General features: G+C 67.2%; 22 protein-coding genes. 18 read left to right on the top strand and 4 right to left on the bottom strand.

Annotation, left to right across the window (positions count from 1 at the left end):
- Positions 1 to 34 precede the first annotated feature (34 nt).
- Positions 35 to 1,018 carry a LysR family transcriptional regulator gene (locus EL288_RS00985; protein ID WP_003815694.1) on the top strand — a complete coding sequence of 328 codons (984 nt, stop codon included), beginning with the start codon at positions 35 to 37 and terminating at the stop codon, positions 1,016 to 1,018.
- 44 nt (positions 1,019 to 1,062) lie between these two features.
- Here the strand turns inward: EL288_RS00985 and acuI are convergent, their stop codons facing one another.
- Positions 1,063 to 2,046, bottom strand: coding sequence for an acrylyl-CoA reductase (NADPH) (acuI, locus tag EL288_RS00990; RefSeq protein ID WP_003815692.1), 984 nt, complete (start codon positions 2,044 to 2,046; stop codon positions 1,063 to 1,065).
- Positions 2,047 to 2,410: 364 nt separating this feature from the next.
- On the opposite strand from acuI, the gene EL288_RS00995 reads away from it, so the two are divergent.
- The 7 genes from EL288_RS00995 to EL288_RS01025 all read left to right on the top strand — a co-directional run bounded on the left by EL288_RS00995 (position 2,411) and on the right by EL288_RS01025 (position 9,661).
- Positions 2,411 to 3,685 (top strand): flavin-containing monooxygenase, encoded by a 1,275-nt coding sequence (locus EL288_RS00995; RefSeq protein ID WP_003815690.1) that lies wholly within the window; start codon positions 2,411 to 2,413, stop codon positions 3,683 to 3,685.
- 30 nt (positions 3,686 to 3,715) lie between these two features.
- Positions 3,716 to 4,144, top strand: coding sequence for a RidA family protein (locus tag EL288_RS01000; RefSeq protein ID WP_033447889.1), 429 nt, complete (start codon positions 3,716 to 3,718; stop codon positions 4,142 to 4,144).
- Between the two features lie 10 nt (positions 4,145 to 4,154).
- Positions 4,155 to 4,829, top strand: a complete 675-nt coding sequence (locus tag EL288_RS01005; protein ID WP_003815682.1) for a DUF1028 domain-containing protein — start codon at positions 4,155 to 4,157, stop codon at positions 4,827 to 4,829.
- Positions 4,822 to 5,994, top strand: coding sequence for an acetylornithine deacetylase (argE, locus tag EL288_RS01010; RefSeq protein WP_003815681.1), 1,173 nt, complete (start codon positions 4,822 to 4,824; stop codon positions 5,992 to 5,994). The genes EL288_RS01005 and argE overlap by 8 nt, the downstream gene beginning before the upstream one ends.
- A 132-nt stretch (positions 5,995 to 6,126) precedes the next feature.
- Entirely contained in the window at positions 6,127 to 7,146 is a 1,020-nt protein-coding gene (locus EL288_RS01015; RefSeq protein ID WP_003815680.1) for a Bug family tripartite tricarboxylate transporter substrate binding protein, read from the top strand.
- A 180-nt stretch (positions 7,147 to 7,326) separates the two neighbouring features.
- On the top strand, positions 7,327 to 8,517 hold the full coding sequence (locus EL288_RS01020; protein ID WP_010927204.1) for an acyl-CoA dehydrogenase family protein: 1,191 nt from the start codon (positions 7,327 to 7,329) through the stop codon (positions 8,515 to 8,517).
- Between the two features lie 13 nt (positions 8,518 to 8,530).
- Entirely contained in the window at positions 8,531 to 9,661 is a 1,131-nt protein-coding gene (locus tag EL288_RS01025) for an acyl-CoA dehydrogenase family protein (RefSeq protein ID WP_003815676.1), read from the top strand.
- A gap of 43 nt (positions 9,662 to 9,704) precedes the next feature.
- On the opposite strand, the gene dld is transcribed toward EL288_RS01025, so the two are convergent.
- Together dld and EL288_RS01035 are read right to left on the bottom strand one after the other, a co-directional pair.
- Positions 9,705 to 11,426 carry a D-lactate dehydrogenase gene (dld, locus tag EL288_RS01030; protein ID WP_010927203.1) on the bottom strand — a complete coding sequence of 574 codons (1,722 nt, stop codon included), beginning with the start codon at positions 11,424 to 11,426 and terminating at the stop codon, positions 9,705 to 9,707.
- Between the two features lie 118 nt (positions 11,427 to 11,544).
- A complete protein-coding gene (locus EL288_RS01035; protein ID WP_003815672.1) occupies positions 11,545 to 12,507 on the bottom strand; it encodes a LysR substrate-binding domain-containing protein in 963 nt (320 codons plus the stop codon).
- A gap of 106 nt (positions 12,508 to 12,613) precedes the next feature.
- On the opposite strand from EL288_RS01035, the gene EL288_RS01040 reads away from it, so the two are divergent.
- From EL288_RS01040 to EL288_RS01050, 3 genes are read left to right on the top strand one after another with little or no spacing between them, the layout of a single operon-like run.
- On the top strand, positions 12,614 to 13,585 hold the full coding sequence (locus EL288_RS01040; protein WP_003815671.1) for a Bug family tripartite tricarboxylate transporter substrate binding protein: 972 nt from the start codon (positions 12,614 to 12,616) through the stop codon (positions 13,583 to 13,585).
- Positions 13,586 to 13,635: 50 nt separating this feature from the next.
- Entirely contained in the window at positions 13,636 to 14,877 is a 1,242-nt protein-coding gene (locus EL288_RS01045) for an aconitase X (protein WP_326929484.1), read from the top strand.
- Positions 14,874 to 15,281, top strand: coding sequence for an aconitase X swivel domain-containing protein (locus EL288_RS01050; RefSeq protein ID WP_003815668.1), 408 nt, complete (start codon positions 14,874 to 14,876; stop codon positions 15,279 to 15,281). Before EL288_RS01045 ends, EL288_RS01050 begins: the two co-directional genes overlap by 4 nt.
- A gap of 27 nt (positions 15,282 to 15,308) precedes the next feature.
- On the opposite strand, the gene EL288_RS01055 is transcribed toward EL288_RS01050, so the two are convergent.
- The gene (locus EL288_RS01055) at positions 15,309 to 16,274 is read right to left on the bottom strand and encodes a LysR substrate-binding domain-containing protein (RefSeq protein WP_003815667.1); all 966 of its coding nucleotides are present in this window, start codon (positions 16,272 to 16,274) and stop codon (positions 15,309 to 15,311) included.
- A gap of 165 nt (positions 16,275 to 16,439) precedes the next feature.
- On the opposite strand from EL288_RS01055, the gene EL288_RS01060 reads away from it, so the two are divergent.
- The 7 genes from EL288_RS01060 to EL288_RS01090 all read left to right on the top strand — a co-directional run bounded on the left by EL288_RS01060 (position 16,440) and on the right by EL288_RS01090 (position 24,027).
- Positions 16,440 to 17,258 carry an aspartate dehydrogenase gene (locus EL288_RS01060; protein WP_003815666.1) on the top strand — a complete coding sequence of 273 codons (819 nt, stop codon included), beginning with the start codon at positions 16,440 to 16,442 and terminating at the stop codon, positions 17,256 to 17,258.
- 10 nt (positions 17,259 to 17,268) lie between these two features.
- The gene (locus EL288_RS01065; protein ID WP_015040701.1) at positions 17,269 to 18,054 is read left to right on the top strand and encodes an SDR family oxidoreductase; all 786 of its coding nucleotides are present in this window, start codon (positions 17,269 to 17,271) and stop codon (positions 18,052 to 18,054) included.
- Positions 18,055 to 18,087: 33 nt separating this feature from the next.
- Positions 18,088 to 18,765, top strand: coding sequence for an RraA family protein (locus EL288_RS01070; protein WP_080603799.1), 678 nt, complete (start codon positions 18,088 to 18,090; stop codon positions 18,763 to 18,765).
- Positions 18,766 to 18,793: 28 nt separating this feature from the next.
- Positions 18,794 to 19,957 (top strand): Gfo/Idh/MocA family protein, encoded by a 1,164-nt coding sequence (locus EL288_RS01075; RefSeq protein WP_010927199.1) that lies wholly within the window; start codon positions 18,794 to 18,796, stop codon positions 19,955 to 19,957.
- 10 nt (positions 19,958 to 19,967) lie between these two features.
- Positions 19,968 to 21,086, top strand: coding sequence for an ABC transporter ATP-binding protein (locus EL288_RS01080; protein ID WP_033458630.1), 1,119 nt, complete (start codon positions 19,968 to 19,970; stop codon positions 21,084 to 21,086).
- A gap of 5 nt (positions 21,087 to 21,091) precedes the next feature.
- The gene (locus EL288_RS01085) at positions 21,092 to 22,774 is read left to right on the top strand and encodes an ABC transporter permease (RefSeq protein WP_003815656.1); all 1,683 of its coding nucleotides are present in this window, start codon (positions 21,092 to 21,094) and stop codon (positions 22,772 to 22,774) included.
- Positions 22,775 to 22,905: 131 nt separating this feature from the next.
- Positions 22,906 to 24,027 carry an ABC transporter substrate-binding protein gene (locus tag EL288_RS01090; RefSeq protein ID WP_003815655.1) on the top strand — a complete coding sequence of 374 codons (1,122 nt, stop codon included), beginning with the start codon at positions 22,906 to 22,908 and terminating at the stop codon, positions 24,025 to 24,027.
- Positions 24,028 to 24,116 lie beyond the last annotated feature (89 nt).

Genomic DNA, 24,116 nt, shown 5'->3' on the forward strand with positions numbered 1-24,116 from the left:
AGTATTTTTCACTTTCGCTGACGGTTCATTCTCCATGCTCTCCCGAATCACGTTACGCCAGCTGGAATACTGTCTCGCCGCCGGCGACTACAAAAGCATTGCCGAAGCCGCGGCCTGCATACATGTGTCGCCGTCATCCATCTCGGCGGCGATTGCGCATATCGAATCCGAGCTGGATGCCCAGGTGTTCGTGCGGCACCATGCCCAGGGCCTGTCGACGACGCCGCTGGGCGAGGACCTGCTCAAGCAGATGCGCGGCGTGCTGGACCAGACCGCCGGCCTGTACGGCATCGTCTCGGACGCGCAGTCGAGCATTCGGGGGCCTTTGCGGGTGGGATGCTTCACCACGCTGGCCGCGATGGTGACGCCGGAGCTGTGCCAGGGTTTTTCGCGCGCCCATCCGCAAGTCCAGGTGACGCATGTGGAAGACCATCACGAAGGCTTGATCGAGCGCCTGTACAAGGGCCAGATCGACGTGGCGGTGACCTATGACCTCGAAGTGCAGGGCACCGATATCACGTTCGAGCCCTTGGCCACCCTGCCGCCGCATGTCATCGTCGGCGAGACCTCGCCGCTGGCCCAACAGCGCGTGGCGGACCTGAAGGGCCTGGCCGAGCATCCCATGGTGCTGCTGGACCTGCCGAGAAGCCGCGAGTATTTCTTCGGGCTGTTTCACGCCCAGCAGCTCGAACCGCTGGTGGCCGCGCGCTCGGGCAGCCCGGACGTGGTGCGTTCACTGGTTGCCAACGGCGTGGGCTATTCGCTGGTGAACGTGCGGCCGCGCATGAGCCATTCGCTGGACGGCAAGCGCGTCTTGAGCCTGCGCCTGGCCGGCAAGCACCAGCCCATGCGCCTGGGCATGGCGTGGATCCCCGTGCCCAGGCCGCGCCGCGTGCTGGAGGCCTTCATGCAGCGATGCCGGACCTATATCTCGGACGAGCACGTGCCGGGGATGGTCGCGCCTTCGCACTTCATGTGGAGCCCGCAGGCCGACCCTGCATCCGGCGATACGGCCTAGAGCCATGGCGGGTCCGCGCCTTGGGCGGCGGACCCGCGCAGTCGTCAGGCGTTGCCGGTGCCGACCAGGATCCGGCCTCGCACCTTGCCGGCCATCAGCTCGTGCGCTGCCGGGATGGCCTCGGCCAGCGCAATCTCGCGCGTCAGCGTCTCCAGCATGGCGAGGTCCAGGTCCTTCGCCAGGCGTTGCCAGGCCTGGTTGCGGATTTCAAGCGGCGCCATGACGCTGTCCACCCCGATCAGCGACACGCCGCGCAGGATGAAGGGCATGACGGTGGCCGGCAGGTCCGCGCCCTGGGCAAGCCCGCAGGCCGCGACCGCGCCGCCATAGCGCGTCTGTGCCAGCACATTGGCCAGCGTGTGGCTGCCCACCACGTCGACCGCCGCGCTCCAGCGCTCTTTCTGCAGGGGCTTGCCCTGGCCGGACAGTTCGGCCCGGTCCAGGATCTCGGCGGCGCCGAGGCTGCGCAGGTAAGGCGCCTCGCTGGCCTTTCCGGTCACGGCGACGACCTGGTGGCCCAGTTTCGCCAGCAGCAGCACCGCGATGGAGCCCACGCCGCCGGTGGCGCCCGTGACCAGCACGGGTCCATCTCCGGGACGCACGCCGTTGCGCTCCAGCGCCATCACGCACAGCATGGCGGTGTAGCCGGCGGTGCCGATGGCCATCGCCTGCCGCAGGCTCAATCCCTCGGGCAGGCGCACCAGCCAGTCGCCTCGCAGGCGCGCGCGCTGGGCCAGGCAGCCCTTGTGTTTCTCGCCCACGCCAAAGCCGTTGAGTATCACGGCGTCGCCGGGCCGCCAGGCGGGGTTTTCGCTGGCGCGGACGATGCCCGCGCCATCGATGCCGGCCACCATCGGCCAGTCGCGCACCACGGGAGACCGATTGGTGATGGCCAGGCCGTCCTTGTAGTTGAGCGTGGAGTAATGGATGTCGACGGTCACGTCGCCGTCGGGCAGGAAGCTGTCGTCGACCTGGCGTACCGAGGCGTTGAAATCGTCATTCTTTTCAAGGACAAGCGCGTCAAACATGCATCGACTCCTCAATGTGCGGTGGTGTCAGTGGGGTTGGGCGGCGGCCGGCCGAAGCGGCGCCATTGGCCAGATCTTATAGACACCCACGGATGCACTGCTTCGTATTTGTCGACGTTCGGATTCGTATATGCCGACGCAACAGGCATCGCATGCGCCTCGCATCGTCCGGCATGGCATTTTTCGGCATTACTGGTGTACGCCATCAGTAAATCCAACGCAGTGCGCGGGCTTTTTTCGCTGTAATGCTGCCAAGCCAGCGGGTGCACGTTGTGGCACCCCGATGCCGATGGCGACGTTGCGCGGTCTCCCATCCGCCGCGCGCCCACGGCATGAAACCCTTGACGTCGATTACGGAGAAGACGTGACTGTTGATAGCCCCATTTTGACCGACACCCTCGTCGTCGGCGGTGGCCAGGCGGGCATCGCGATGAGCGAGCACCTGACTGGGCAGGGAGTGCCTCACATCGTGCTGGAGCGTGACCGCATCGCGCAGCGCTGGCGAACCGGGAGGTGGGACTCCCTGGTGGCGAACGGCCCCGCCTGGCACGATCGCTTCCCCGGCCTGGAATTCGAAGGGCTCGATCCGGACGGTTTCGCGTCCAAGGACGCCGTGGCCGACTACCTGGAGGCTTATGCGCGCAAGTTCAATGCGCCCATCCGTACCGGCGTGGAAGTGGTGCGCGCCGAGCGCAATGGCGGCAGGTACGGCTTTACGGTGGAGACGTCGGCCGGCACCTACGAGGCGCAGCGCATCGTTGTCGCGACCGGGCCGTTCCAGCGGCCGGTGATCCCGGCCATCGCGCCGCGGGACCCCGCGCTCACGCAGATCCATTCGGCCGATTACCGCAACCCCGGGCAACTGCCCGAGGGCGCCGTCCTGGTGATCGGCGCGGGGTCGTCCGGGGTGCAGATCGCCGATGAACTCCAGCGCGCCGGCCGCGAGGTCTATCTTTCCGTCGGGCCGCACGACCGTCCGCCCCGGCGCTACCGCGGCCGCGATTTCTGCTGGTGGCTGGGCGTGCTCGGCCTGTGGGACCAGGAGACGGTCCAGCCCGGCCGCGAGCACGTGACCATTGCGGTCAGCGGCACGGATGGCGGACGCACCATCGAGTTTCGGGCGCTCGCGCACCAGGGAATCACGCTGGTGGGCGTGACGAAGTCGTTTCGCGATGGCGTCGTGGCGTTCGAGAACGATCTGGCCGAGAACGTGGCGCGCGGCGACGCCAATCACTTTGCCTTGCTGGACGCCGCCGACGCCTACATCGCGCGCAACGGCCTGTCGCTGCCGGACGAGCCGCAAGCCCGCCGGGTGCCGCCCGACCCCGCATGCATGACCGAGCCCATCCTGCAGCTCGACCTGGCCGCGGCCAACGTGACGTCGATCATCTGGGCAACCGGATATGCCGCCGAGTACGGCTGGTTGAACGTCGACGCGTTCGATGCCAACGGCAAGCCCCGCCACCAGCGCGGCGTCTCCAGCGAGCCGGGGGTGTATTTTCTTGGCCTGCCCTGGCTGTCGCGGCGTGGCTCGGCCTTCCTCTGGGGCGTCTGGCACGACGCGAAGCACATTGCCGGCCACATCGCGATGCAGCGCAACTACCTGTCGTATCCCGATTTCGGCCAGTCCCAGCAGTGAGTGTGAAACCCGCCTACAGGAATGCTATCGATGCCTACGCATACACGCATACGCATGTTCAACACCAAGGACACGTACCCGAACCAGACCCTGGACAATGATCTTTGCCAGGCTGTCCGTGCCGGGCAGACGGTCTACGTGCGCGGCCAGGTCGGCACGGATTTCGAGGGCCGGCTGGTCGGCCTGGGGGATGCGCGCGCCCAGGCCGAGCAGGCCATGAGCAACGTCAAGCAGTTGCTCGAGGAAGCCGGCAGCGACCTGTCCCACATCGTCAAGACCACGACCTATCTGGTGGATCCGCGCTACCGCGAACCGGTCTACCAGGAGGTCGGAAAGTGGCTCAAGGGCGTGTTTCCGATCTCCACGGGCCTGGTGGTAAGCGCGCTGGGCCAACCGCAATGGCTGATGGAGATCGATGTGATCGCGGTCATTCCGGACGGTTGGCAGGCCCAGCGCTAGGGAGGGGAACATGACATTCTCGATCATCGGGCTGTGTCCCGACACCGGGCAGCTCGGCGTTGCCATCAGCTCGTCCAGCATCGCGGTCGGCGCCCGCTGCCCATGGCTCAAGCCCGGCGTGGGCGCCGTGTCCACGCAGAACATCACCCTGCCGTCGCTGGGTCCCGCCATCCTGGACCTGCTGGCCGCGGGCGCCGCCCCGCGGCAGGCCCTGGAGCAGGCGCTCGATGCCGACCCCTGGCGCCAGCACCGGCAGGTCACGGTCATCGACGCGCAAGGACGCACCGCGTCCTTCACCGGCTCCGGCGCCCTGGGCGTGCATCACGTCGTCGAGGCGGAAAACTGTGTCGCCGCGGGCAACCTGCTGAGCAATACCGCCGTGATCGGCGCCATGGCCAGCGCCTTCGAGCGCGCCGCCGGTCCCCTGGCGGATCGCCTGCTGGCGGGCATGGCCGCCGGCGTGGCCGCGGGCGGCGAAGCCGGCCCCGTGCATTCGGCGGCGTTGAGCCTGGCCGGCGAGGTCAGCTGGCCGATCGCCGACCTGCGCGTCGATTGGGATGAGGGCTGCCCCATCGCCTCGCTCGACGCGCTGTGGCAGGCCTATCGCCCCCAGATGCAGGACTACCTGGCGCGGGCCTTGAACCCGACTGTCGCGCCCACCTATGGCGTGCCGGGCGATGAGTAGCGCCACCGGCGACCTGCTGGCGCGATTGGTCGCGTTCCCGACCGTCAGCCGCGAGTCGAACCTGGCGTTGATCTCGTTCGTGCAGGACTACCTCGCACAGGCCGGCGTGGCCAGCGAACTGTTCTACAACGAAGCGGGCACCAAGGCCAATCTGTTCGCCACCATCGGGCCGCGCGACCGGGCCGGCATCGTGCTGTCCGGCCACACGGATGTCGTGCCGGTGGACGGGCAGCCGTGGACCACCGATCCGTTCTGCCTCACGGAAAAGGACGGACGCCTCCATGGCCGCGGCACGGCCGACATGAAGGGTTTCATCGCCGCGGTGCTGGCGGCGGTGCCGGCCCTGGTGGAACGACCGCTGCGGATTCCGGTCCACCTGGCGTTTTCCTATGACGAAGAACTTGGCTGCCTGGGCGTCGGGTCCATGCTGGCCGAGATCGAAAAGCGCGCGCCGCTGCCGTCCATGTGCCTGATCGGCGAGCCGACGCTGCTGCGGCCCGTCCTCGGCCACAAGGGCAAGGCCGCCATGCGTTGCCAGGTAAAGGGACACGCGTGCCATTCCGCGTATGCGCCTTCCGGCGTCAACGCCATCGAGTACGCTGCCCGGCTGATCGGCAAGCTCAACGAGATCGGCGAGCGCCTGGCAAGGCCGCAGCACCACGATGGCCGCTTCGATCCGCCGTTCTCGACGGTGCAGACCGGGACCATCGCCGGCGGACGCGCGCTCAATATCGTCCCGGCCGAATGCGAATTCGACTTCGAGGTGCGGGCCTTGCCGGGCTTCGACCCCGGCCTCGTGCAGCGCGAATTGCGAACCTATGCGGACCGCGAGCTGTTGCCCCGCATGCAGGCGGTCAATCCGGAAACCGGCATCGAGATGCGGCCGTTGAGCGCCTATCCGGGGCTGGCCACCGAGGCGCACAGCGAAGCGGCCCGCTTGCTGGCGCAATGGTGCGGTTCGGACGATTTCGGCACCGTGGCCTATGGCTCCGAAGGGGGGCTGTTCAGCCGTTCGGGCATCCCCACGGTGATATGCGGGCCGGGCAGCATGGACCAGGGGCACAAGCCCGATGAGTTCGTGTCGCTGCAACAGCTTGCGCAATGCGACGCGATGCTGGCGCGCCTGGTCGCGCATGTGCGGGAGCCGGCCGCGCAAACAGAGTAAGCGGCAGCGGCGAGGCTGCCATGACGCGTTTTCGGTAGTGGTGATGTACTCCCCCGTCACGAACGCCGGGCTTTCGGATCCGGTCCATGACGGTGGCGCTTTTTCTACAACTATGAGACAAGGAGAAATCATATGTGCATTCAAATCGCTGCAAGAACAAGCCGTCTGTTGCGCAGGCTGTTGCTTTCGCTGTCCGCGCCGCTGCTGTTGGGCGCGTGGGCGCCGACGGCGATGGCCGCGGATGTGGCGTGGCCCGGCCTCAAGCCGGTGACGCTGATCGTGGGCTATCCGGCCGGCGGCGGCGCCGATACGGTGGCCCGCCTGGTGGCGGACCGGCTGGGCAAGAAGTACAACCAGCGCTTCATCGTGGAAAACCGTTCCGGCGCCAGCGGCACGATCGCGGCGACGGTCGTCGCGCGGGCCCCGGCCGACGGCTATACCTTGCTGGCGTCGGCCTCCTCGGAATTGACGGTCGTGCCCACCATCAGGACCTCCCTGCAATACGATCCGGCGAAGGATTTCGAACCCGTCGCGGTCACCAGCCAGACGACCTATCTGCTGGTGTCGAACCTGGAGTTCCCGGCCAATACGCTGCAGGAGCTGGTCGCTTACGCCAAGAAGAATCCGGGCAAGGTCAGCTACGGCTCGTATGGGCAGAACACCTTCACGCACCTGACGGGCGAGTATCTGCAGTTGCTGACGGGCACGAAGCTGCTGCATGTGCCCTACAAGGGCGGCGGCGACCTGATTCCGGCGCTGCTCGGCAACCAGATCGAGATCTCGTTCAATTCGCCGGCCGAAGTGCTCAGCCAGGTCCAGGCCGGCCGCATGAAGGCGCTGGCCGTGCTGTCGCCGCAGCGCCTGAAGGAAATGCCTTCGTTGCCGACCAGCGCCGAAGCGGGCTATCCCGATCTGACCGCGCGCGGGTGGAACGGCCTGATGGCGCCCAAGGGCACGCCGACCCAGGTGCTCGATGAACTGAACGCCGCCGTCAACGAGATCATGCGTTCCGAGGATGTCGTGCGCGACCTGCAGGCGCGCGGCATCGAGCCCGGCGGCGGCACGCGCCAGGCCGCGCGCGAGCGGATCGACAACGAGCTGCAGCGCTGGCGCGACGTGGTCGAGAAGGTCGGATTGCAGCGGATCGACTGATCGCGGCGGGCGCCCGCGGCCCGGGCGCCCGTTGTGCCGTGTCGGTTCGGTTCGATGCCGGTCTTCTGCGCGAGCAGTTCGCCGGATATTTTTTCCCGCAATCCGCAATGAGGAGGCTATCCTGGCTGGACGTGGACGCGTTGGGCGTTCCGCTCTCCACCTACAAGAAAGAGATATCTCATGGATCTGCGCTTCACATCAGAGGAACAGGCATTTCGGGAGGAGGTTCGAGGCTTTCTTGCGCAGGCCCTGCCAGGGGAGCTGAGCGAGAAAGTGCTCGCGCACCAGCATCTGCTGCGCGATGACTACATCCGCTGGCACCGCATCCTGCATGCGCATGGCTGGGGCGCGCCGGGATGGCCGGTCGAGTTCGGCGGCACGGGCTGGACGCCGTTGCAGCGACTCATCTTCGACATCGAGTGCGGACGCGCCGGCGCGCCGCGCCTGCTGCCATTCGGCTTGAGCATGATCGCGCCGGTGTTGATGAAGTACGGCAGCAGCGCGCAGCAGCAGCGCTTCCTGCCGCGCATGCCGGGCGTGGAGGATTTCTGGTGCCAGGGCTACTCCGAGCCCGGGGCCGGCTCGGACCTGGCCTCGCTGCGCACGCGCGCCGAGCGCAAGGGCGACCGCTATGTCGTCAACGGCCAGAAAACCTGGACCACGATGGCGCATTGGGCCGACTGGATCTTCTGCCTGGTGCGTACCGACGCCGAGGCCAAGCCGCAGGCCGGCATTTCGCTGCTGCTGATCGACATGAAGACGCCTGGCATCACCGTGCGTCCGATCAAGACGCTGGACGGCGGGCACGACATCAACGAGACCTGGTTCGAGGACGTGGAGGTGCCGGTGGAGAACCTGGTCGGCGAGGAGAATCGCGGCTGGACCTACGCCAAGTACCTGCTCGGCCACGAGCGCACCGGCATTGCCGGCATTGGCAATTGCCACCGCGAGCTGGCGCAGCTCAAGCGCTATGCCGCTGCCACCGCCGACGGGCATGGCCGCACGCTGATCGAGGATCCCCGGGTGCGCGACAAGATCGTGCGCATCGAGATGGACGTGATGGCGCTGGAGATGCTGTTGCTGCGCGTGGCCACGCAGGCGGCCGGCGCTCCGGGGCCGGAGGCGTCCATCGTCAAGATCCGCGGCTCGGAACTGCAGCAGGACCTGGCGATGCTGCAGATGGAGATCGCAGGGCCCGATGCCTGGCCCTTTGACAGCGCATGGCTGGACGGCGGCGGCCAGGCCGTGGACAGCCCCGCGTGGGCCGCCTGCGCCACCGCGACGTACTTCGACATGCGCAAGACCACCATCTTCGGCGGCGCGACCGAGGTGCAGAAGAACATCATTTCCAAGGCCATCCTGGGACTTTGAGCGAGAGGCGGATATGGACTTCAGTTACAGCGAAGAGCAGCGCATGCTGGCCGACAGCCTGCGGCGCTTCATCGAGACCGGCTACACGTTCGAGAAGCGCCGCGCCATCGTCCGCGGCGACGCGGGCATGGACCCCGCCATCTGGGCAGGCCTGGCCGAGCTGGGCATACAGGGCCTGAATGTGCGCGCCGAGCATGGCGGCTTCGGCGCGGACGCGGCCACCCAGCTGGTGGTGCAGCACGAGCTCGGCCGGGGCCTGGTGAGCGAGCCCATCACGCCGAGCGCGGTGATCGCCACCACGATCATCCAGGGGCATGGCAACGACGAACAGCGACGGGCATGGCTGCCCGGCCTGGCGGCCGGCGCATGCATCGCCGCGACTGCCTATCTGGAACAGGGCGGCCGGTCCAACCCCGAAGCGGTGCAGACCGTGGCCGAGCGCGCGGGCGAGGCCTATGTGCTCAATGGCGCCAAGACCCTGGTCTGGCATGGCGCGGCGGCGGACGTGCTGGTGGTCAGCGCCAGGCTGGCCGGCACGGACGGGCTCAGCCTGTTCCTGGTTCCCACTCGCGGCACGGCCGGCCTGGCGCTGGCCAGCCAGCCCACCATGGACGGCCAGCGCGCGGCCAGCGTCAGGCTGGCCGATGTCCGGCTGCCGGCGTCGGCGCTGCTGGGCGCGCCGGGCGCGGGCCTGGCCGCATTGCAGGCCGGCCTGGACTGGGGCATCGCCGCGCTGTGCGCGGAGGCCGCCGGCGCCATGGAGCGCCTGATCGAGCTGACGGCGGAATACCTGCGCACGCGCAAGCAGTTCGGCGTACCGCTGGCCAGCTTCCAGGCCCTGCAGCATCGCATGGCGGACATGCTGGTACAGAAAGAGCTCGCGCTTTCAATGGCCTACGTGGCCGCCCAGGCGCTCGATGAGGCCGACGCGGCCGCGCGCCAGCGCAAGCTGTCGGCCGCCAAGGTCGTGGTCGCGCGCGCCGGCCGCTATGTGGGCGAGCAGGCCATCCAGCTGCATGGCGGCATGGGCATGACCGACGAGATGGCGCCGGGCGATTACTTCAAGCGGCTGGCCATGATCGACCCCCTGCTCGGCGGCACCGACCATCATCTGGACCGGTACGCCGCGTTGCTGCAAGCCTGAACCGCGCACGGGCGAGGGCAGCCCTCGCCCGTGCGCATCCGCCCTAGCGCCATCCCTGCAGTTTCGAGGTGCGGCCGATGCCCGGGTTGAACTGATTGCACGGATCGAGGCCGCGATAGAACGCCTTCAGTTCGGGCTTGGCGTCGTACAGGTGGCCGACGTTGTGTTCGGCGGGGTATTCGGCGCCGCGCTCGTCCAGCAGCTTCCACATCCGGTGTTCCAGCGCCAGGCAATCTTCGCCCTTCTTGACGATATAGTCCTGGTGGAATACGTGGCAGAAAAAATGCCCGTAGTACAGCTTCATCAGGATCGGCGCCTCGACGTCGGGCGGCAGCTGTTCCAGCCAGTCCCGGTCATTGCGCTTGAGCGCGATATCGAGCGCGACGATGTCTTCCACCTGGCCGGCATGCACGGCGCGATACCGCACGGCGGCGCCGGCCGCCGCGAAGCGCAGGAGAAAGGCCGCCTTCCCTTCCTCGGGCGTGCATTCGAAGCTGGCGCCGGTGGCGTCGTCGAAGTAGGCCTGCAGGAAACGCCGGGTCTGGTCGCCGATCTTGCCCGGCACCTTGATCATCAGGTGGTGCGCGTAGGCGTCGCGGTATTCGCGCAGCCGCCTGGGCAGGTGGTCGGGGAACAGCCGGCTGGCAAATTGCAGGACGCGGTCGCTGAGGTACTTCGGCAGCAGCGGGACGCGCTCGCAGAAGCTGTCGATCCGGGCCTTGATCGCGAACAGCCTGGGCAGGCGGGCGGTGCCCAGCTGGCGTATCGCCAGGAAGGTGTCCTTGCCGTAGACGTCGGCGATATCGAACGCGTCGCGGTGCAGGTACTCGCCGGCGATCGGCAGCGCCGGCAGCCTGGTCAGCATGTGGCGGCGTATCGCCGTCAGCTCGCCGGGATCGTTGGTGCCGATATAGAAGACGCGCGTCTGGGTTTCGGCGGGAAACGTGTCCAGCCGCACCGCGAAGAGAATCAGCTTGCCGGCGCTGCCCGAGGCCTCGAACAGGCGCCTGGGGTCGGCGTTGTAGCGCGCCGGCGAATCCGCGTCGACGGCGCGCACGTGCTCGGCGTATTCGTGGTCCGAGCCGCTGCCCACCGCGGTCTGCACGTCCGCGGCGCCGAATTTCCCTTCATCGAGGCGGCCCAGGATTTCCTCGGGAGAGTCGCCCAGCGCGACGCCGAGATGGTTGACGAGCCGCAGCCGGCCGTCTTCGCCCAGTTGCGCATAGACCGCCAGTTCGGTGTAGGCCGGGCCGCGCTGGATCAGCGAGCCCCCGGAGTTGTTGCATATGCCGCCGAACACCGAGGCGCCCAGGCACGACGAGCCGATCAGCGAATGCGGTTCGCGCCCCAGCGGCGCGAGCGTCTGTTCGAGCTGGTCCAGGGTCGATCCGGGAAAGCAGATGACCTGGCGGCCGTCCAGGATGAGCTGGATCTTCTTCATGCGCATCGTGCTGATGATCACGATCTCGCGGTCATAGTCATTGCCGTCCGGCGTCGATCCGCCGGTCAGGCCGGTGTTGGCCGCCTGCATGATGACGATCTTGCCGTGCGCCACGCAGGCCTGGACGATGCGCCACTGTTCCAGCAGGCTGCCGGGCCGGACGACCGCGATGGCGCGCCCGAAGCCGAAGCGAAAGCCGGCGCGGTAGCGGCGGGTGCGATGTTCGTCGGTCAGGACGTGCGCGGCGCCGACGATGCCGCGCAGTTGCTCGACAAAGCCGCGGCTGTCGCCCGGGCCGGGCGTGGGGGGCGTGGCGTGTACCACTGAAACTCCGGAGAAAAGGGGCGGGATCGGGCCAGGCGCATAGTGTGCATCAAAGATCATTCCCCGGTGATCAGTTATTGGGCGGAGGTGATAAACACCAGTGATCACCGGGCGCTGTTCAGGCCTGGCCGAGGTCCCGGGCCGCCCGCAGGACGATGGCCTCGAACTGCCGCACGACGGGCGGCTGCTCGAAGTCCTGGCGCGAGATCAGGCTGATCGGGGCGAACCGCGCCCGCTCCGCGGGGGAAAGCCTGGCGATGTCGCCCTGCGCCTCGCCTTGCAGGGCGACGGAGGTGGGCAGCAGCCCGATCAGCTGGCTGCCCGCGATGACGTAGCGCATCTGGTGGAAACTGCTGTACTCGACCGAGACGACGGGGCGCAGGATGCCGCGGCCGGTGAACAACTGCTCGGCCATGTCGCGCAGCGGCGACCCGGTTGCCGGCAGGATCCAGCGCGCCTGGCTCAGGTCTTCCCAGCTGACGCGCGCCTTGCGCGCCAGCGGGTGGCCCGCCGCGCTGACCACCTCGAAGGACTCGGTATAGACCTCGACCACGCGCAGCTCGGAGATGCGCGCCCGGTCCAGGATGCGGCCGAAGATGAGGTCGAGATCGTTGCGCCGCAAGCCCTCCATCAACCGGTCGGTGGCGCCTTCGGTCAGTTCCAGCCGCACGTTGGGGTGGGCCGACAGCAGGTCGTCGGTAATGCGCGCAAGCAGCTGCGCGGACAGCGACGGGACGATGCCCAGCCTGACCACGCCCGCGCCGCCGCTGGCGTACAAGGCCAGTTCGTCGCACATATGGCCGACATCGGACATCACCACGTTGAAGTGCCGCTTGATCAGATCCCCATGCGCGTTGGGGCGCATGCCGCGCCGGTCGCGCTCGAACAGCGGGACGCCGAACATGCTTTCCAGCTCCTGGATCAGCTTGGTCGCCGCCGGCTGCGTCATGCTGGAGGCCTCGGCGGCCTTGCGCAACGAGTGCAGCTCGCAGAGATTGCGAAAGAGTTCCAGGTGCTTCATCCGCAGCCGTGATTTGAATACGGCCGGCACCGAACCGCCCGCCAGTCGTTGCTGTGCCATGGCCTTCTCCACGGGGTGATAACGAAAATATGTCACATAGCCTGTTTTCGTGATTATCCAAGAATGCCTGGAGCGCGCATAGTCACGTCCAGCAAGAGGAGACATCATGAAACTCAGAAACCTGATCGCCGGCGGCCTGGCCGCCACGGCACTGGGCCTGGGCAGCGTGGCGGCCGCTGCCTATCCCGACAAGCCCATACGCATCATCGTGCCCTTCCCGGCCGGCGGCGCGACGGATGTAGTGGCGCGCATGCTGGGCGCCCGCCTGGGCGAGGAGCTGGGGCAATCCGTCATCGTCGAGAACCGCTCCGGCGCCGGCGGCAATATCGGCGCCGACACGGTGGCGCGCTCGCCCGCCGATGGCTATACCTTGCTGGTCGGCTCGCCCGCCGAGGTGGCGATCAACCCGCTGCTCTACGCCAAGATGCCCTATGACCCGGCCAAGGATCTCGTCGCGGTGGCGCGGGTGGCGTCCGCGCCCCTGGTGCTGGTGGTCAACGCGCGCAGCCCCGCCCATTCGGTAGCCGACCTGCTGGCCCAGATCAAGGGCAAGGACGGCGCGGCGAACTATGCCTCGTCCGGTACTGGCGGGCCGCAACACCTGGCCGGCGAATGGTTCCGGCTGGAGTCCAGGGCGGGCATTGCCCATATCCCGTACAAGGGCGGCGCGCCGGCGATGACCGACCTGCTGGGCGGCCAGGTCGACATGTTCTTCTCCGGCCTGCCGCCGGCGCTGCCGCACCTGAAGGCCGGCAAGCTGCGGGCGCTGGCCGTCACCACGCCCCAGCGCTCCGCGCTGTTGCCTGAGGTGCCGACCATGGCTGAGCAGGGCTTTGCGGGTTTCGCCATCGAGAACTGGCAGGGCGTGTTCGCGCCGGCCGGAACGCCGCCGGAGGTGATCAAGCTGCTGTCCGGGAAGATCGGCGCGATTACCCGCGAGCCGGGTTTCGCCGAGCGCCTGCAGGCGCAGGGCGCCAGCCCCGCGTTCATGGACGCCGGCGATATGGCCCGGTTCGTTGACGCGGAACGGCGGAAGTACGGCAAGTTGGTCAAGGAATCAGGCGCGAAAGCGGACTGAACAACGAAGGAAAGGCGATGAGCAACACAACTACGTTGGATCAAGGGACCATGCGGCTGAGCGAGGAAGAACTCGCGATGCTGCGCGGCGACAAGGGCGCCGCGGTGCAGGAAGCGATCGAATTCCAGGTTCAGGTCGGCAACTTCTTCGGCGCCGAGCGCTTCGTTCCCATCACCCATGCCCATGTGATGGGCGACATCGAGGTGATGGGCGATGGCGGGCTGCAGCATCTGCGGCACATGACCGACCAGCATGCGAGCTGTGCCGTGCCCGCATCGAGCAATGCGCAATGCATGCATTTCCACGCCGATCCCAGGATGGCGCAGGACGCCGAGGAAGAGGAAAAAGAGAAGGATATCCTCTCGCGCTACAAGACGATGCGCATCGCGGCCACCGATTCGTGCATCCCGTATCAGCACGTGTACCAGCCGAAGATCGGCGAGCACGTGGCCTGGGGCGACACCGGCACCGTCATCTACGCGAACTCGGTGCTGGGCGCGCGCACGAACTTCGAGGCCGGCAAGTCCAGTTTCGCCGCGGCGCTGACCGGCCGCACGCCGGAGTACGGCTTTCACCTCGACGCGGCGCGGCGCGGAACCCTCCATGTCAGGCTGCAGGCGCAGATGCGCGACTTCGCGGACTGGGGCGCGCTGGGCAAGATCATCGGGCATCCCAACCAGGACTATTTCGCGGTTCCCGTGATCGACGGCTACGGCAAGACGCCGATGTCCGACGAACTGAAGCATCTCGGCGCCTCGCTGGCGAGCTACGGCTCGATGGCGATGTTCCACATGGTCGGCGCGACGCCGGAAGCGCCGACGCTGGAGGCCGCCTTCGGCGGCGCGGCGCCCGCCGCGGCCATGACCGTCACGGATGCCGACCTGCAGGCCGTCTTCGACGCCTACCAGTACAAGGACGGCGGCGCGAACATCGTGGTCTTCTCGGGCCCGCAGCTTTCGTTGTACGAAATGCAGTCGCTCTCCGAGCGGTTCGCGGGGCGCCGCGTGGCGCCGGGCATGACCGCGGTCGTGACGACCAACCACATGATCTACAGCGATGCGAAACGGCTGGGCTATGTCGACGTGCTGGAAGCCGCCGGCGTGACGATCCTGCAGGGCGTCTGCTTCTACATCCTGCAGCGCCTGTCGAAGATCCGCGAGGAAAACGGCTGGACCAACCTGATCTCCAATTCGGGCAAGCTGGTCAACACCATTACCGCCCATCGCTTCAACACCGTCTTGCGCCGCACGGCGGATTGCGTGGACATTGCCTGCACGGGAGAACTCCGATGAGTGAAGTTTTTGCGGTCGATCGCGCCTGGGGGCCGGTCGTCGAGGGCCAGGCCCTGGTCATGCGGGAGGGGTTCAGCCCGCGCTACGACCTGGACCGCTGGAGCGGCGTGATCTCGCGCATCGGGCACAGCGCGGAAGGCGAATCCATCAAGGATCGCATTCTCGTCATCCCGACCGCCAAGGGCGGCGTGGCGGGCGGCTGGGCGTTCTACGACCTGCTGCACAAGGGCATCGCGCCCAAGGCCCTGGTGTTCGGCAAGCTCAACCCGGTCATGGTCCAGGGAGCGGTGCTGGCCGGCATGCCCATCATGGAAGGCTTCGACGCGCGCCTGCTGCAGGCCATCGCCAGCGGAGCCGCCCTGCGCCTGGACCCGGCGGCCAAATCCATCGCGCTGCTCGGCTAGGCATCGCACGGGCGCCCGCGCGGCGCCCTATCCGGGCGCGGCCCCGCCGTGCCTGAACTCCCGGAACTGCCTGCGCACCCAGTCGCGGAATACCGCGACGTGGTGGCTTTGCGCGTGCCGGTTCAGGGTGAGCATGTAGTACTCGCCCGCGCTGCGGGTACGGTACTGCGAGGCGCAGTGCAGGCCCTGGGTGTATGAGCTGCGGTAGATGATTTCCGGGATCAGCGCCACGCCCAGCCCCTGGCGCGCGGCATCCAGCGACATGAAGAAGTGGCCGTATTCGATGCGCGGCGTGGCGGGCGGCTCGTGCAGGTTGAAGGCCTTCATCCAGCCGGTCCACGCGTCGGCCCGGCTGGTCGTGTGGATGAGCGGCAGGGTCTGGAAGACCCGCTTGTCGTCCAGCCTGGCATTCACTTCGAGGATGTTGGGCGAGTACACCGGCACCAGCACGTCCTCCATCAATTCTTCCGCCAGCACATCGCGCCAGTCTTCGGTCATCACCAGGTCGATGCGCGGCGAGTCGTTGCCGTACTGGTGGCCGGGCATGGCGCCGACCCGTATGGCGACGTCGGCATCGCCGGCCTGCAGGTTGGCGGGTTCGATCGAGCTGCTGATGCGGATCTCGATGTAGGGGTACTCGCGCGTGAACGAACCCAGGCGCGGCATCAGCCAGGATGACCCGACCGACGGCAGCACGCTGATGCGCAGGATGGTGTGCTCCTGCTGCGCCTTCAGGCGCTCGGTGCCCGCGCGCAGGCGCGCGAAGGCCGCGTCGACGTCGGCAAGGTAGGTGCGGCCGGCATCGGTGAGCTCGACCTTGCGGGTCAGGCGATTGAACAGCTTGACGCCGAGCTCGTCTTCCAGCGCGCGGATCTGCCGGCTGACGGCCCCCTGGGTGACGTGCAGCTCGTGGGCCGCGTTCGAGAAACTCTGCAGCCGTCCCGCCGCCTCGAAAAAGCGCAACGCGATAAGGGACGGCAAGGCCTTGTGCATACCTCTTTCTCCTCCTGCGCTTTTTTCTGTCCGGGACGGGCGGCTTGACGCATTACTTGTCGTCATGCCTGGGCCGAGAACAAATCGTTTGTCGCCCTATTTGCCGCCGCATACATTCCTTGACGTAGCGTTCCGCCCATTTTATAGATGAATAAAAGGAAAGCAATGAGTAGTAGAGAGGAGTTGGGTGTCGCGGTTGCGGGGCTCGGGGCGATCGGCAAGGCGCTTGCCAACCGCCTGGCGCGCAACGAAGTGGCCGGCTGCCGGCTCAGCGCGGTCAGCGGGCGCGACCCGGGCAGGACCGCGGATTTCATCGCATCGCTGCCCCGGCCGGTGCCGGCCGTGCCGCTGCACGAACTGCCGCGCCACGCCGATATCGTGGTCGAGTGCGCGCCGGCGGCCGTCCTGCCGCAGATCGTCGAGCCGGTGCTGGACGCGGGCAAGAAAGTCATCGTGCTGTCGGTCGGCGCCCTGCTGGAGTTTCCGGAGCTGTTTCGCAAGGCCGGATCGAGCGACGGACAGATCCTGGTGCCCACTGGCGCCCTGCTGGGCCTGGACGCCGTCACGGCGGCGGCGGAAGGCCGCATCGAGTCGGTGAAGATGGTTTCGCGCAAGCCGCCCATCGGCTTCAAGGGTGCGCCCATCCTGGCCGAGCGCAACCTGGACATCGACGGGCTGACCGAACCGCTGCTGCTGTATTCGGGCTCGGCGCGCGCGGCGGCCCGCGGGTTTCCGGCCAACCTGAACGTGGCCGTGGCGCTGTCGCTGGCCGGCATCGGCCCCGACGAGACGCAGCTGGAAGTGTGGGCCGATCCTGGCGTGGTGCGCAACACGCACACGATCGAAGTGGTGTCCGATGCCGCGCTGCTGCGCATGACGATCGAGAACATCCCGTCGGAGAATCCCAAGACCGGACGCATTACCGCGCAAAGCGTCATGGCCATGCTGCGCAAGATGTCCGCGCCCGTGCGCGTCGGCACCTGAGGAGCGCGCCATGGACTTGGGTATCGCGAACAGGATTGCATTGGTGACGGGCGGCGGCGGCGGCCTGGGCGGGGCCATCGCGGACAGCCTGGCCAGGGAAGGCGCCAGGGTCGTGGTGGCCGACATCGACCTGGACGCCGCCAGGCAGGCCGCCAACCGGATCGAGGCGGCCGGCGGAACGGCCATGCCCATGCACTGGGATCTGTCCGAGCTCGGCGACACCGAGGCGCGCGTGGCGCGGATCGCGGCGCACTGGGGCGATGTGCAGATCCTGGTGAACAACACGGGCGGCCCGCCGCCCACGCTGGCGCAGGGCGTGCACACCGACGACTGGGAGAAGCACTTCCGCGCCATGGTGGCCAGCGTCATCAGGCTGACCGACGCGGTGCTGCCCGGCATGCGGCGGGCGCAATGGGGGCGGGTGATCACCAGCGCGTCGTCCGGCGTGGCGGCGCCGATTCCCAACCTGGGTATTTCCAATACGCTGCGCGCCGCCCTGCTGGGCTGGTCCAAGACGCTGTCGCGCGAGGTCGCGGCGGCAGGCATCACGGCCAACGTGGTGCTGCCGGGCCGGATCGCGACGCGGCGCATCCAGCAGCTGGACGAGGCGAAGGCGGGCCGCGAAGGCCGCGCGCTGGCCGAGGTCGTGGACGCCAGCACGGACAGCATTCCGGCGGGCAGGTACGGGCGTCCGCAGGAATACGGCGACACGGTCGCCTTTCTGGCCAGCGAGGCCGCGTCCTATATCACGGGCTCGACGGTACGCGTGGATGGCGGGCTGATTCCCGGCATCTGATCTGCAGCAAAACCGACATTACAGGAGCAAGACATGTTCTCGAAAGCGCAGCGCGATGACATCCGGCAACGGTTCGCGGTGGTCGACACCGCCAACGTGGCGGATGTGCTGGACACCCTCGGCTATCTGGACTGCGGGCTGGCCCAGGAGTTCTCGCCCTACCCCGCCGATGGCGGCCGGCTGGCCGGCTGGGCCTACACGATACGCGGCCAGATGACGCCCTATCCGCTGGGCGGCGACGCGGCCAAGATGCAGGCATGCCACGGCATCTCGGAAGGCGAGATCAGCGTCTGGAGCGGCGACGGGGACGGCATCTGCTATTTCGGCGAGCTGATCGCGCTGGGCATGAAGGAGCGCGGCTGCGTGGGCGCGCTGGTCGATGGCGGCATCCGCGACGTGCGCTGGATCGGCGAGCACGGCTTTCCCGTGTACGCCCGCTACCGCACGCCGGTGCAGTCGATCGGCCGCTGGAAGGTGACCGACAGCCAGGTGCCGGTCTACCTGCGCGGCGCGACGTCCACCTATGTACAGGTGCGGCCCGGCGATTTCATCCTGGCCGACGAGGACGGGGCGATCGTCATTCCCATGGAAGTGGTCGAGCAGGTGCTGGCCGAGGCCGAGAAGCTGACCGACACCGAACGGCAGATCCGGATCGATCTGGCCAAGGGGCTGACGCTGGCCCAGGCGCTCGAACAATACGGCCACGTATAGCCGCCGCAAACCACGGAGGAGACAGACAATGAAGATACGATTCGGAATTTGCGGCCTGGGTTTCGCGGGATCGGTGCTGATGGCGCCGGCGATGCGCCACCATCCCGACGCGCAGATCGTGGCGGCCTGCGATCCCAACGAGGACGTGCGCGAGCGGTTCGGCAAGGAATACGGGATCCCCGTGTTCGCCACGCTGGCCGAGATGATGCAGCACGTGCAAATGGACGCCGTGTACATCGCGTCTCCGCACCAGTTCCATTGCGAGCATGTGGTGCAGGCCAGCGAGCAGGGCCTGCACATCATTGTCGAGAAGCCGCTGACGCTGAGCCGCGACGAGGCCGACCGCATGATCGAGGCGGTCGAGCGCGCCGGCGTGCACCTGGTGGTGGGCACGTCGCGCAGCCACGACCCGGTGGTGCGCACCCTGCGCGCCATCGTCCAGGAAGGCAGCGTGGGCCGCGTGTCCATGCTCAATTGCTTCAACTACACGGATTTCCTGTACCGTCCGCGCCGGCCCGAGGAACTGGACACCAGCAAGGGCGGCGGCATCATCTACAACCAGCTTCCGCACCAGATCGACAGCATCAAGACCATCACCGGGCAGCGCATCACCGCGGTGCGCGCCATGACCGGGCGGCTCGATCCCAAGCGCCCCACCGAAGGCAATTGCGCCGCCATGCTGACGCTGGAAGACGGCGCTTGCGCGGTGATGGTGTACAGCGGATACGACCACTTCGACAGCGACGAAATGCATTTCTGGCTGGCCGAAGGCGGGCGCGCGAAGCAGCCGAACCACGGCGGCGCGCGCAAGGTGCTGCGCCAGCTGGAGGGCGACGAGGCCGAACTGCGCCGTTCCCGCTATGGCTTCGGCGGCCCGATCTCGAAGTCGATGGAATCCGGCAATACCGACCGCAAGCAGCCGCACTTCGGCGTGATGCTGGTGACGTGCGAGCACGCCGACCTGCGCGCCTCGCCCGAGGGGGTGCTGGTCTACGGCGACGAGGGGGTGCGCGAGGTGCCGGCCATCACGGGACGCGGGCCGTTCAGCCAGGGCGACACGATCGACGAGCTGCGCGACGCCATCGCCGGCGTGGCGCCGGCGTTGCGCGACGCGCGCTGGGGCAAGGACACGCTGGAAGTGTGCCTGGCCGTGCTGGAGTCCAGCGCGACCGGCAGGCAGGTCGAGCGCTGAGGTGGCAACCATGGGTCTTCGAGTCACCGATCTCACCAAAGGGTACACGCGCCGGGGCGAGCACCACCAGGCCTTGCGCGGCGTGTCGTTCGAGGCGCCGGCGGGCGCTTTCGTCACCTTGCTGGGCCCCAGCGGCTGCGGCAAGTCGACATTGCTCAACATGCTGGCAGGCCTGGACAAGCCTTCGGGCGGCAGGATAGACATCAGCGGCTGTACCGTCTACGACGGCGACGGTTCGGTGTACGTGCCGGCGGCCGGGCGCAACATATCGATGGTGTTCCAGAGCTACGCGATCTGGCCGCACATGACGGTGCGCGAGAACGTCGCCTTTCCGCTGCTCAACGGCCGCCAACGCCGCCGCGGCCGCGCCGAGCTGGAGCAGGCCACCGACGCCGCGCTCGAGAAGGTCCACCTGGCGCACCTGGCCGACCGGCCGGCGCCCCTGCTCAGCGGCGGCCAGCAGCAGCGCGTGGCGCTGGCGCGCGCCATCGCGCAAAGCCCGAACCTGATCCTGCTCGACGAGCCGCTCTCCAACCTGGACGCCAATCTGCGCGACGCGATGCAGAAGCAGATCCGGGAAGTCGTCAGCCGGGAGGGCATCACGACGGTCTACGTCACGCACGACCAGAAGGAAGCGCTGGCGATGTCGGACACCATCATCGTGATGAGCGAAGGCAGGATCGAGCAGATCGGCACGCCCCACCAGATCTACTACCAGCCCGGAACGCGCTTCGTGGCCCAGTTCATGGGGGCGCCGAACCTGCTGGAGGCGACGGTCGAGCAGGTCGATGCGGGCTCGGGCGACGTGCTGGCGCGCTGCGCGCTGGGGCCGGTGGTCTTTCCGCGGCGCGCTGCGGCGCTGAAGGCCGGCGACAAGGCCACGCTGGTGCTCAGGCAGGAGGACTTCCAGCTGGTTGCCGCCGACGGGCCGCGCGACCGGCCGAACCGGTATTCGCTGGCGGTCGAGCGCTGCGTTTTCCTGGGCGAACGCATGGAGGTCGTGTGCCGCGCGCCGGCCGACGCCGGCCAGGCCGTGTCCGCGTACGTGAACGCGCGCGCCATGGATGCGGGCGCTGCCCAGGTCGAGCTGCACTACCCCCCTGAGAAAATCCACTGCATCGAGGAGTAGTCAGCATGGTCGCCATTTTTGGCCTGGTCAGCTTTCTGGTGGTGTCGCTGACCGTTCTGCCCGTATTGGTCCTGCTGCTGACGGCCTTTCGTCCCCAGGGCAAGCTGTGGCTGGATCCCGCCGGGTTCTCGCTGGAGAACTTCGTCAACCTGGCCAGCCAGCCCGGGTTGGGCCAGCTGATATCCAACACGGTGATCTACGTGGGCGGCACCATCGCGATCGCCACGTTCTTCGCCACGCTATGGGCGTGGATCACCGAGCGCACGGATTTCCGCTACAAGGTCACGGTGCGGGTGCTGATGATCCTGACCCTGTCGCTGCCCTCGCTGATCCAGGGCTTTGGCTGGGTGTTGCTGCTCAACCCCAGCAACGGCTACATCAATCATCTGCTGCGCACCTGGTTCGACCTGGAAACGCAGAACGGCCCGATCAATATCTACAGCCTGGGCATGATGGTGCTGGTCAGCAGCTTCCTGCTGACGCCGACCATTTACGTGATGCTGTCCGGCATCATCCGGAACATGGACTACAAGCTGGAGTTCCCGGCGACGCTGGCGGGCGTGTCGCCCTGGCGCATCCTGCTGCGTATCGTCGGCCCGATTCTCCTGCCCGGCCTGCTGTCGGTCTTCATCTATACGGTGATGATCATGATCCAGGTCTTCGAGATTCCGCTGTCCATCGGCCTGACCGGCGGCATCCAGGTCCTGAGCACCCGCATCTACCTGCTGAGCACGGCCGAGCTGGGCGCGCCCGACTACAACCTGGCGGCGGCGTTCGGGATCGTGCTGGTGGTGATCGCGCTGTTCCTGGTGCTGCTGTACCAGCGACTGACCCGCGAGTCCGAGAAATTCGCCGTCATCGGCGGCAAGAACTTCCGGCTGGTGGCCAAGGAGCTGGGCTGGCGCAGGCATGCCGTGCACGGCTATGCGGTGGCGTTCTTCCTGCTGGCTTTCATGCCGGTGCTGATCCTGCTGTGGGCCAGCCTGCTGCCGTTCTACACACTGCCCTCGGTCGAGGCGCTGGCCAATGTCTCGTTCGACAACTACCGCCAGCTGTTCTCGTCGTCGCTGTTCCAGCGCAGCCTGTCCAATACGGCCATCGTCGTGGTGCTGGGCTCGACCCTGGCGATCTGCGTCAGCTTCCTGGTCGCGTATGTCTCGGTGCGTCCGGTCAACCGCTGGTGCCGCTGGCTCGATGTGCTGTCGTTCCTGCCCATCGCGATTCCCAACATCGTCCTGGGGCTGGCGGTGCTGCTGCTGTATGTGCGCACGCCCATCTACGGCACCATTGCCGCCATCCTGCTGGCCCAGGTCGTGGTCAATCTGGTGTTCGGCACGCGGGTCATCTCGGCGGCGCTGATCCAGGTGCATCCCGATATCGAGCGCGCCGCCATCCTGGGCGGAGTCGGGCGGCTGCGCATCATGTGGCGCGTCCTGGTGCCGATCCTGCGCACGCAGATCTTCAACGGGTGGCTGCTGGTCTTTGCCCATGGCATGCGCGACGTCGGCATTCCGCTGATCTTCCTGACCACCAAGACGGCCATGCTGAGTTCGGCGCTGTGGCTGTTGTGGGGTTATCCCGATGTGCCGGGCGCGGCGGCGCTGTCGGTGGTGCTGATCGTGCTGCTGGCGGCGGTGGTCATGCCCCTGCAGGTCTACATGGCGCGGGTCGACGAGCGCAATAGCTGAGCACAGGTCATGCATGAGCGACGGAGAAATCGTTTGTCCGGCGAGACGGCAGTTCCTAGAGTAGTAATCCGACGGGGCTTTCCATGAAAACAAAAGGCCCCGGACGTAAAACAACGACCAGGAGACAGGCAATGCAAGACAAGACGTGCAGTTCCAGGAGGGCCGCGATCAAGCGCGGCGGGCAGTGGCTGTCGGCGGTGGCGCTCTCCTCGCTCGCCGTGTTCGCCGCGCGGGCGGCCGACAACCAGGCCATCGTCGAGGCGGCGCGCAAGGAAGCCGCTACCGGACCGTTCGTGATCATGGTCAGTTCGCCCAAGTCGGAGCAGGCCCAGCGCCGTATCATGGAGGCGTTCCAGAAGCGCTTCGGCATCGATGTGAAGTGGGAGTGGACCCCGCTGACGTCGACGGTGTCGGCGCCGCGCGTGCACCAGCAGGCCACGGCCGGCCTGGCGGTCCCCAGCGCCATCGGCGGCTACGGCTACAACACGTACGAAAACTGGTTCGCCAGGAATGGGCTGGACGCCGAAGTGGACTGGGTCGGCGATTTCGGCGAGATGTTCCCCAAGATCAAGGCGGCCGCGGTCGACGGCGTGCTGCCGTCCTACCGCAAGCGCATGCTGCGCCAATGGGACGTGCAGTATGTCATGGTCTACAACAAGAACCTGGTCAAGGCGGGCGAGGTGCCCAAGGACCTATGGGAGCTGACCGAGCCGAAATGGCAGGGCCGCTTCGCTATGGCCAACAATACGCCGCCGCCGCTGGACATCCTGGCGGTGGACATCGGCGTGGACAAGGCGGTCGAGCTGACCAACAAGCTGATCGCCAACAAGCCGCGCTTCAAGCCGGGGCCGCCGGCCGTCGTGGGCGCGATCTCCAACGGCGAGGTGGCGCTGGGCGTGTCGGGCTACACGGCGCTGGCCGAGGCGCAGAAGCGCAAGGGCGCGCCGATCGAGTGGGCGCCGCTGGCCACCATGCCGGTGGGCCCGTTGTTCATGTTCATGCTGAAGGGCGCGCCCCAGCCCAACCTGGGCAAGCTGTTCCTGGCGTGGCTGGCCACCGAGGGCGCCGAGATCCAGGAGAAGGAAGAATATCTGTCGTTGTTCCATGATCCGGATTCGGCCACGACGCAGAAAATCAAGGCCATGATGCCCGATGTCAAGGTCGTCGAAGTCCGCACCGAGGAACAGTTGCGTCAAAGCGAAGCCGCGGCCAAGCAGATCATGAATGCCGTGGCCAGCGTCGCGGGTAAGTAGCACAAAGGAGAACGTCATGTTGACCAAGGAAAATAATGAGCGTCTGTGCCGGGTGGGTGCCGGCACGCCGGGCAGCGAGCTTTTCCGCT

The organism is Bordetella bronchiseptica (genome assembly GCF_900636925.1).
Lineage (GTDB): Bacteria > Pseudomonadota > Gammaproteobacteria > Burkholderiales > Burkholderiaceae_B > Bordetella > Bordetella pertussis.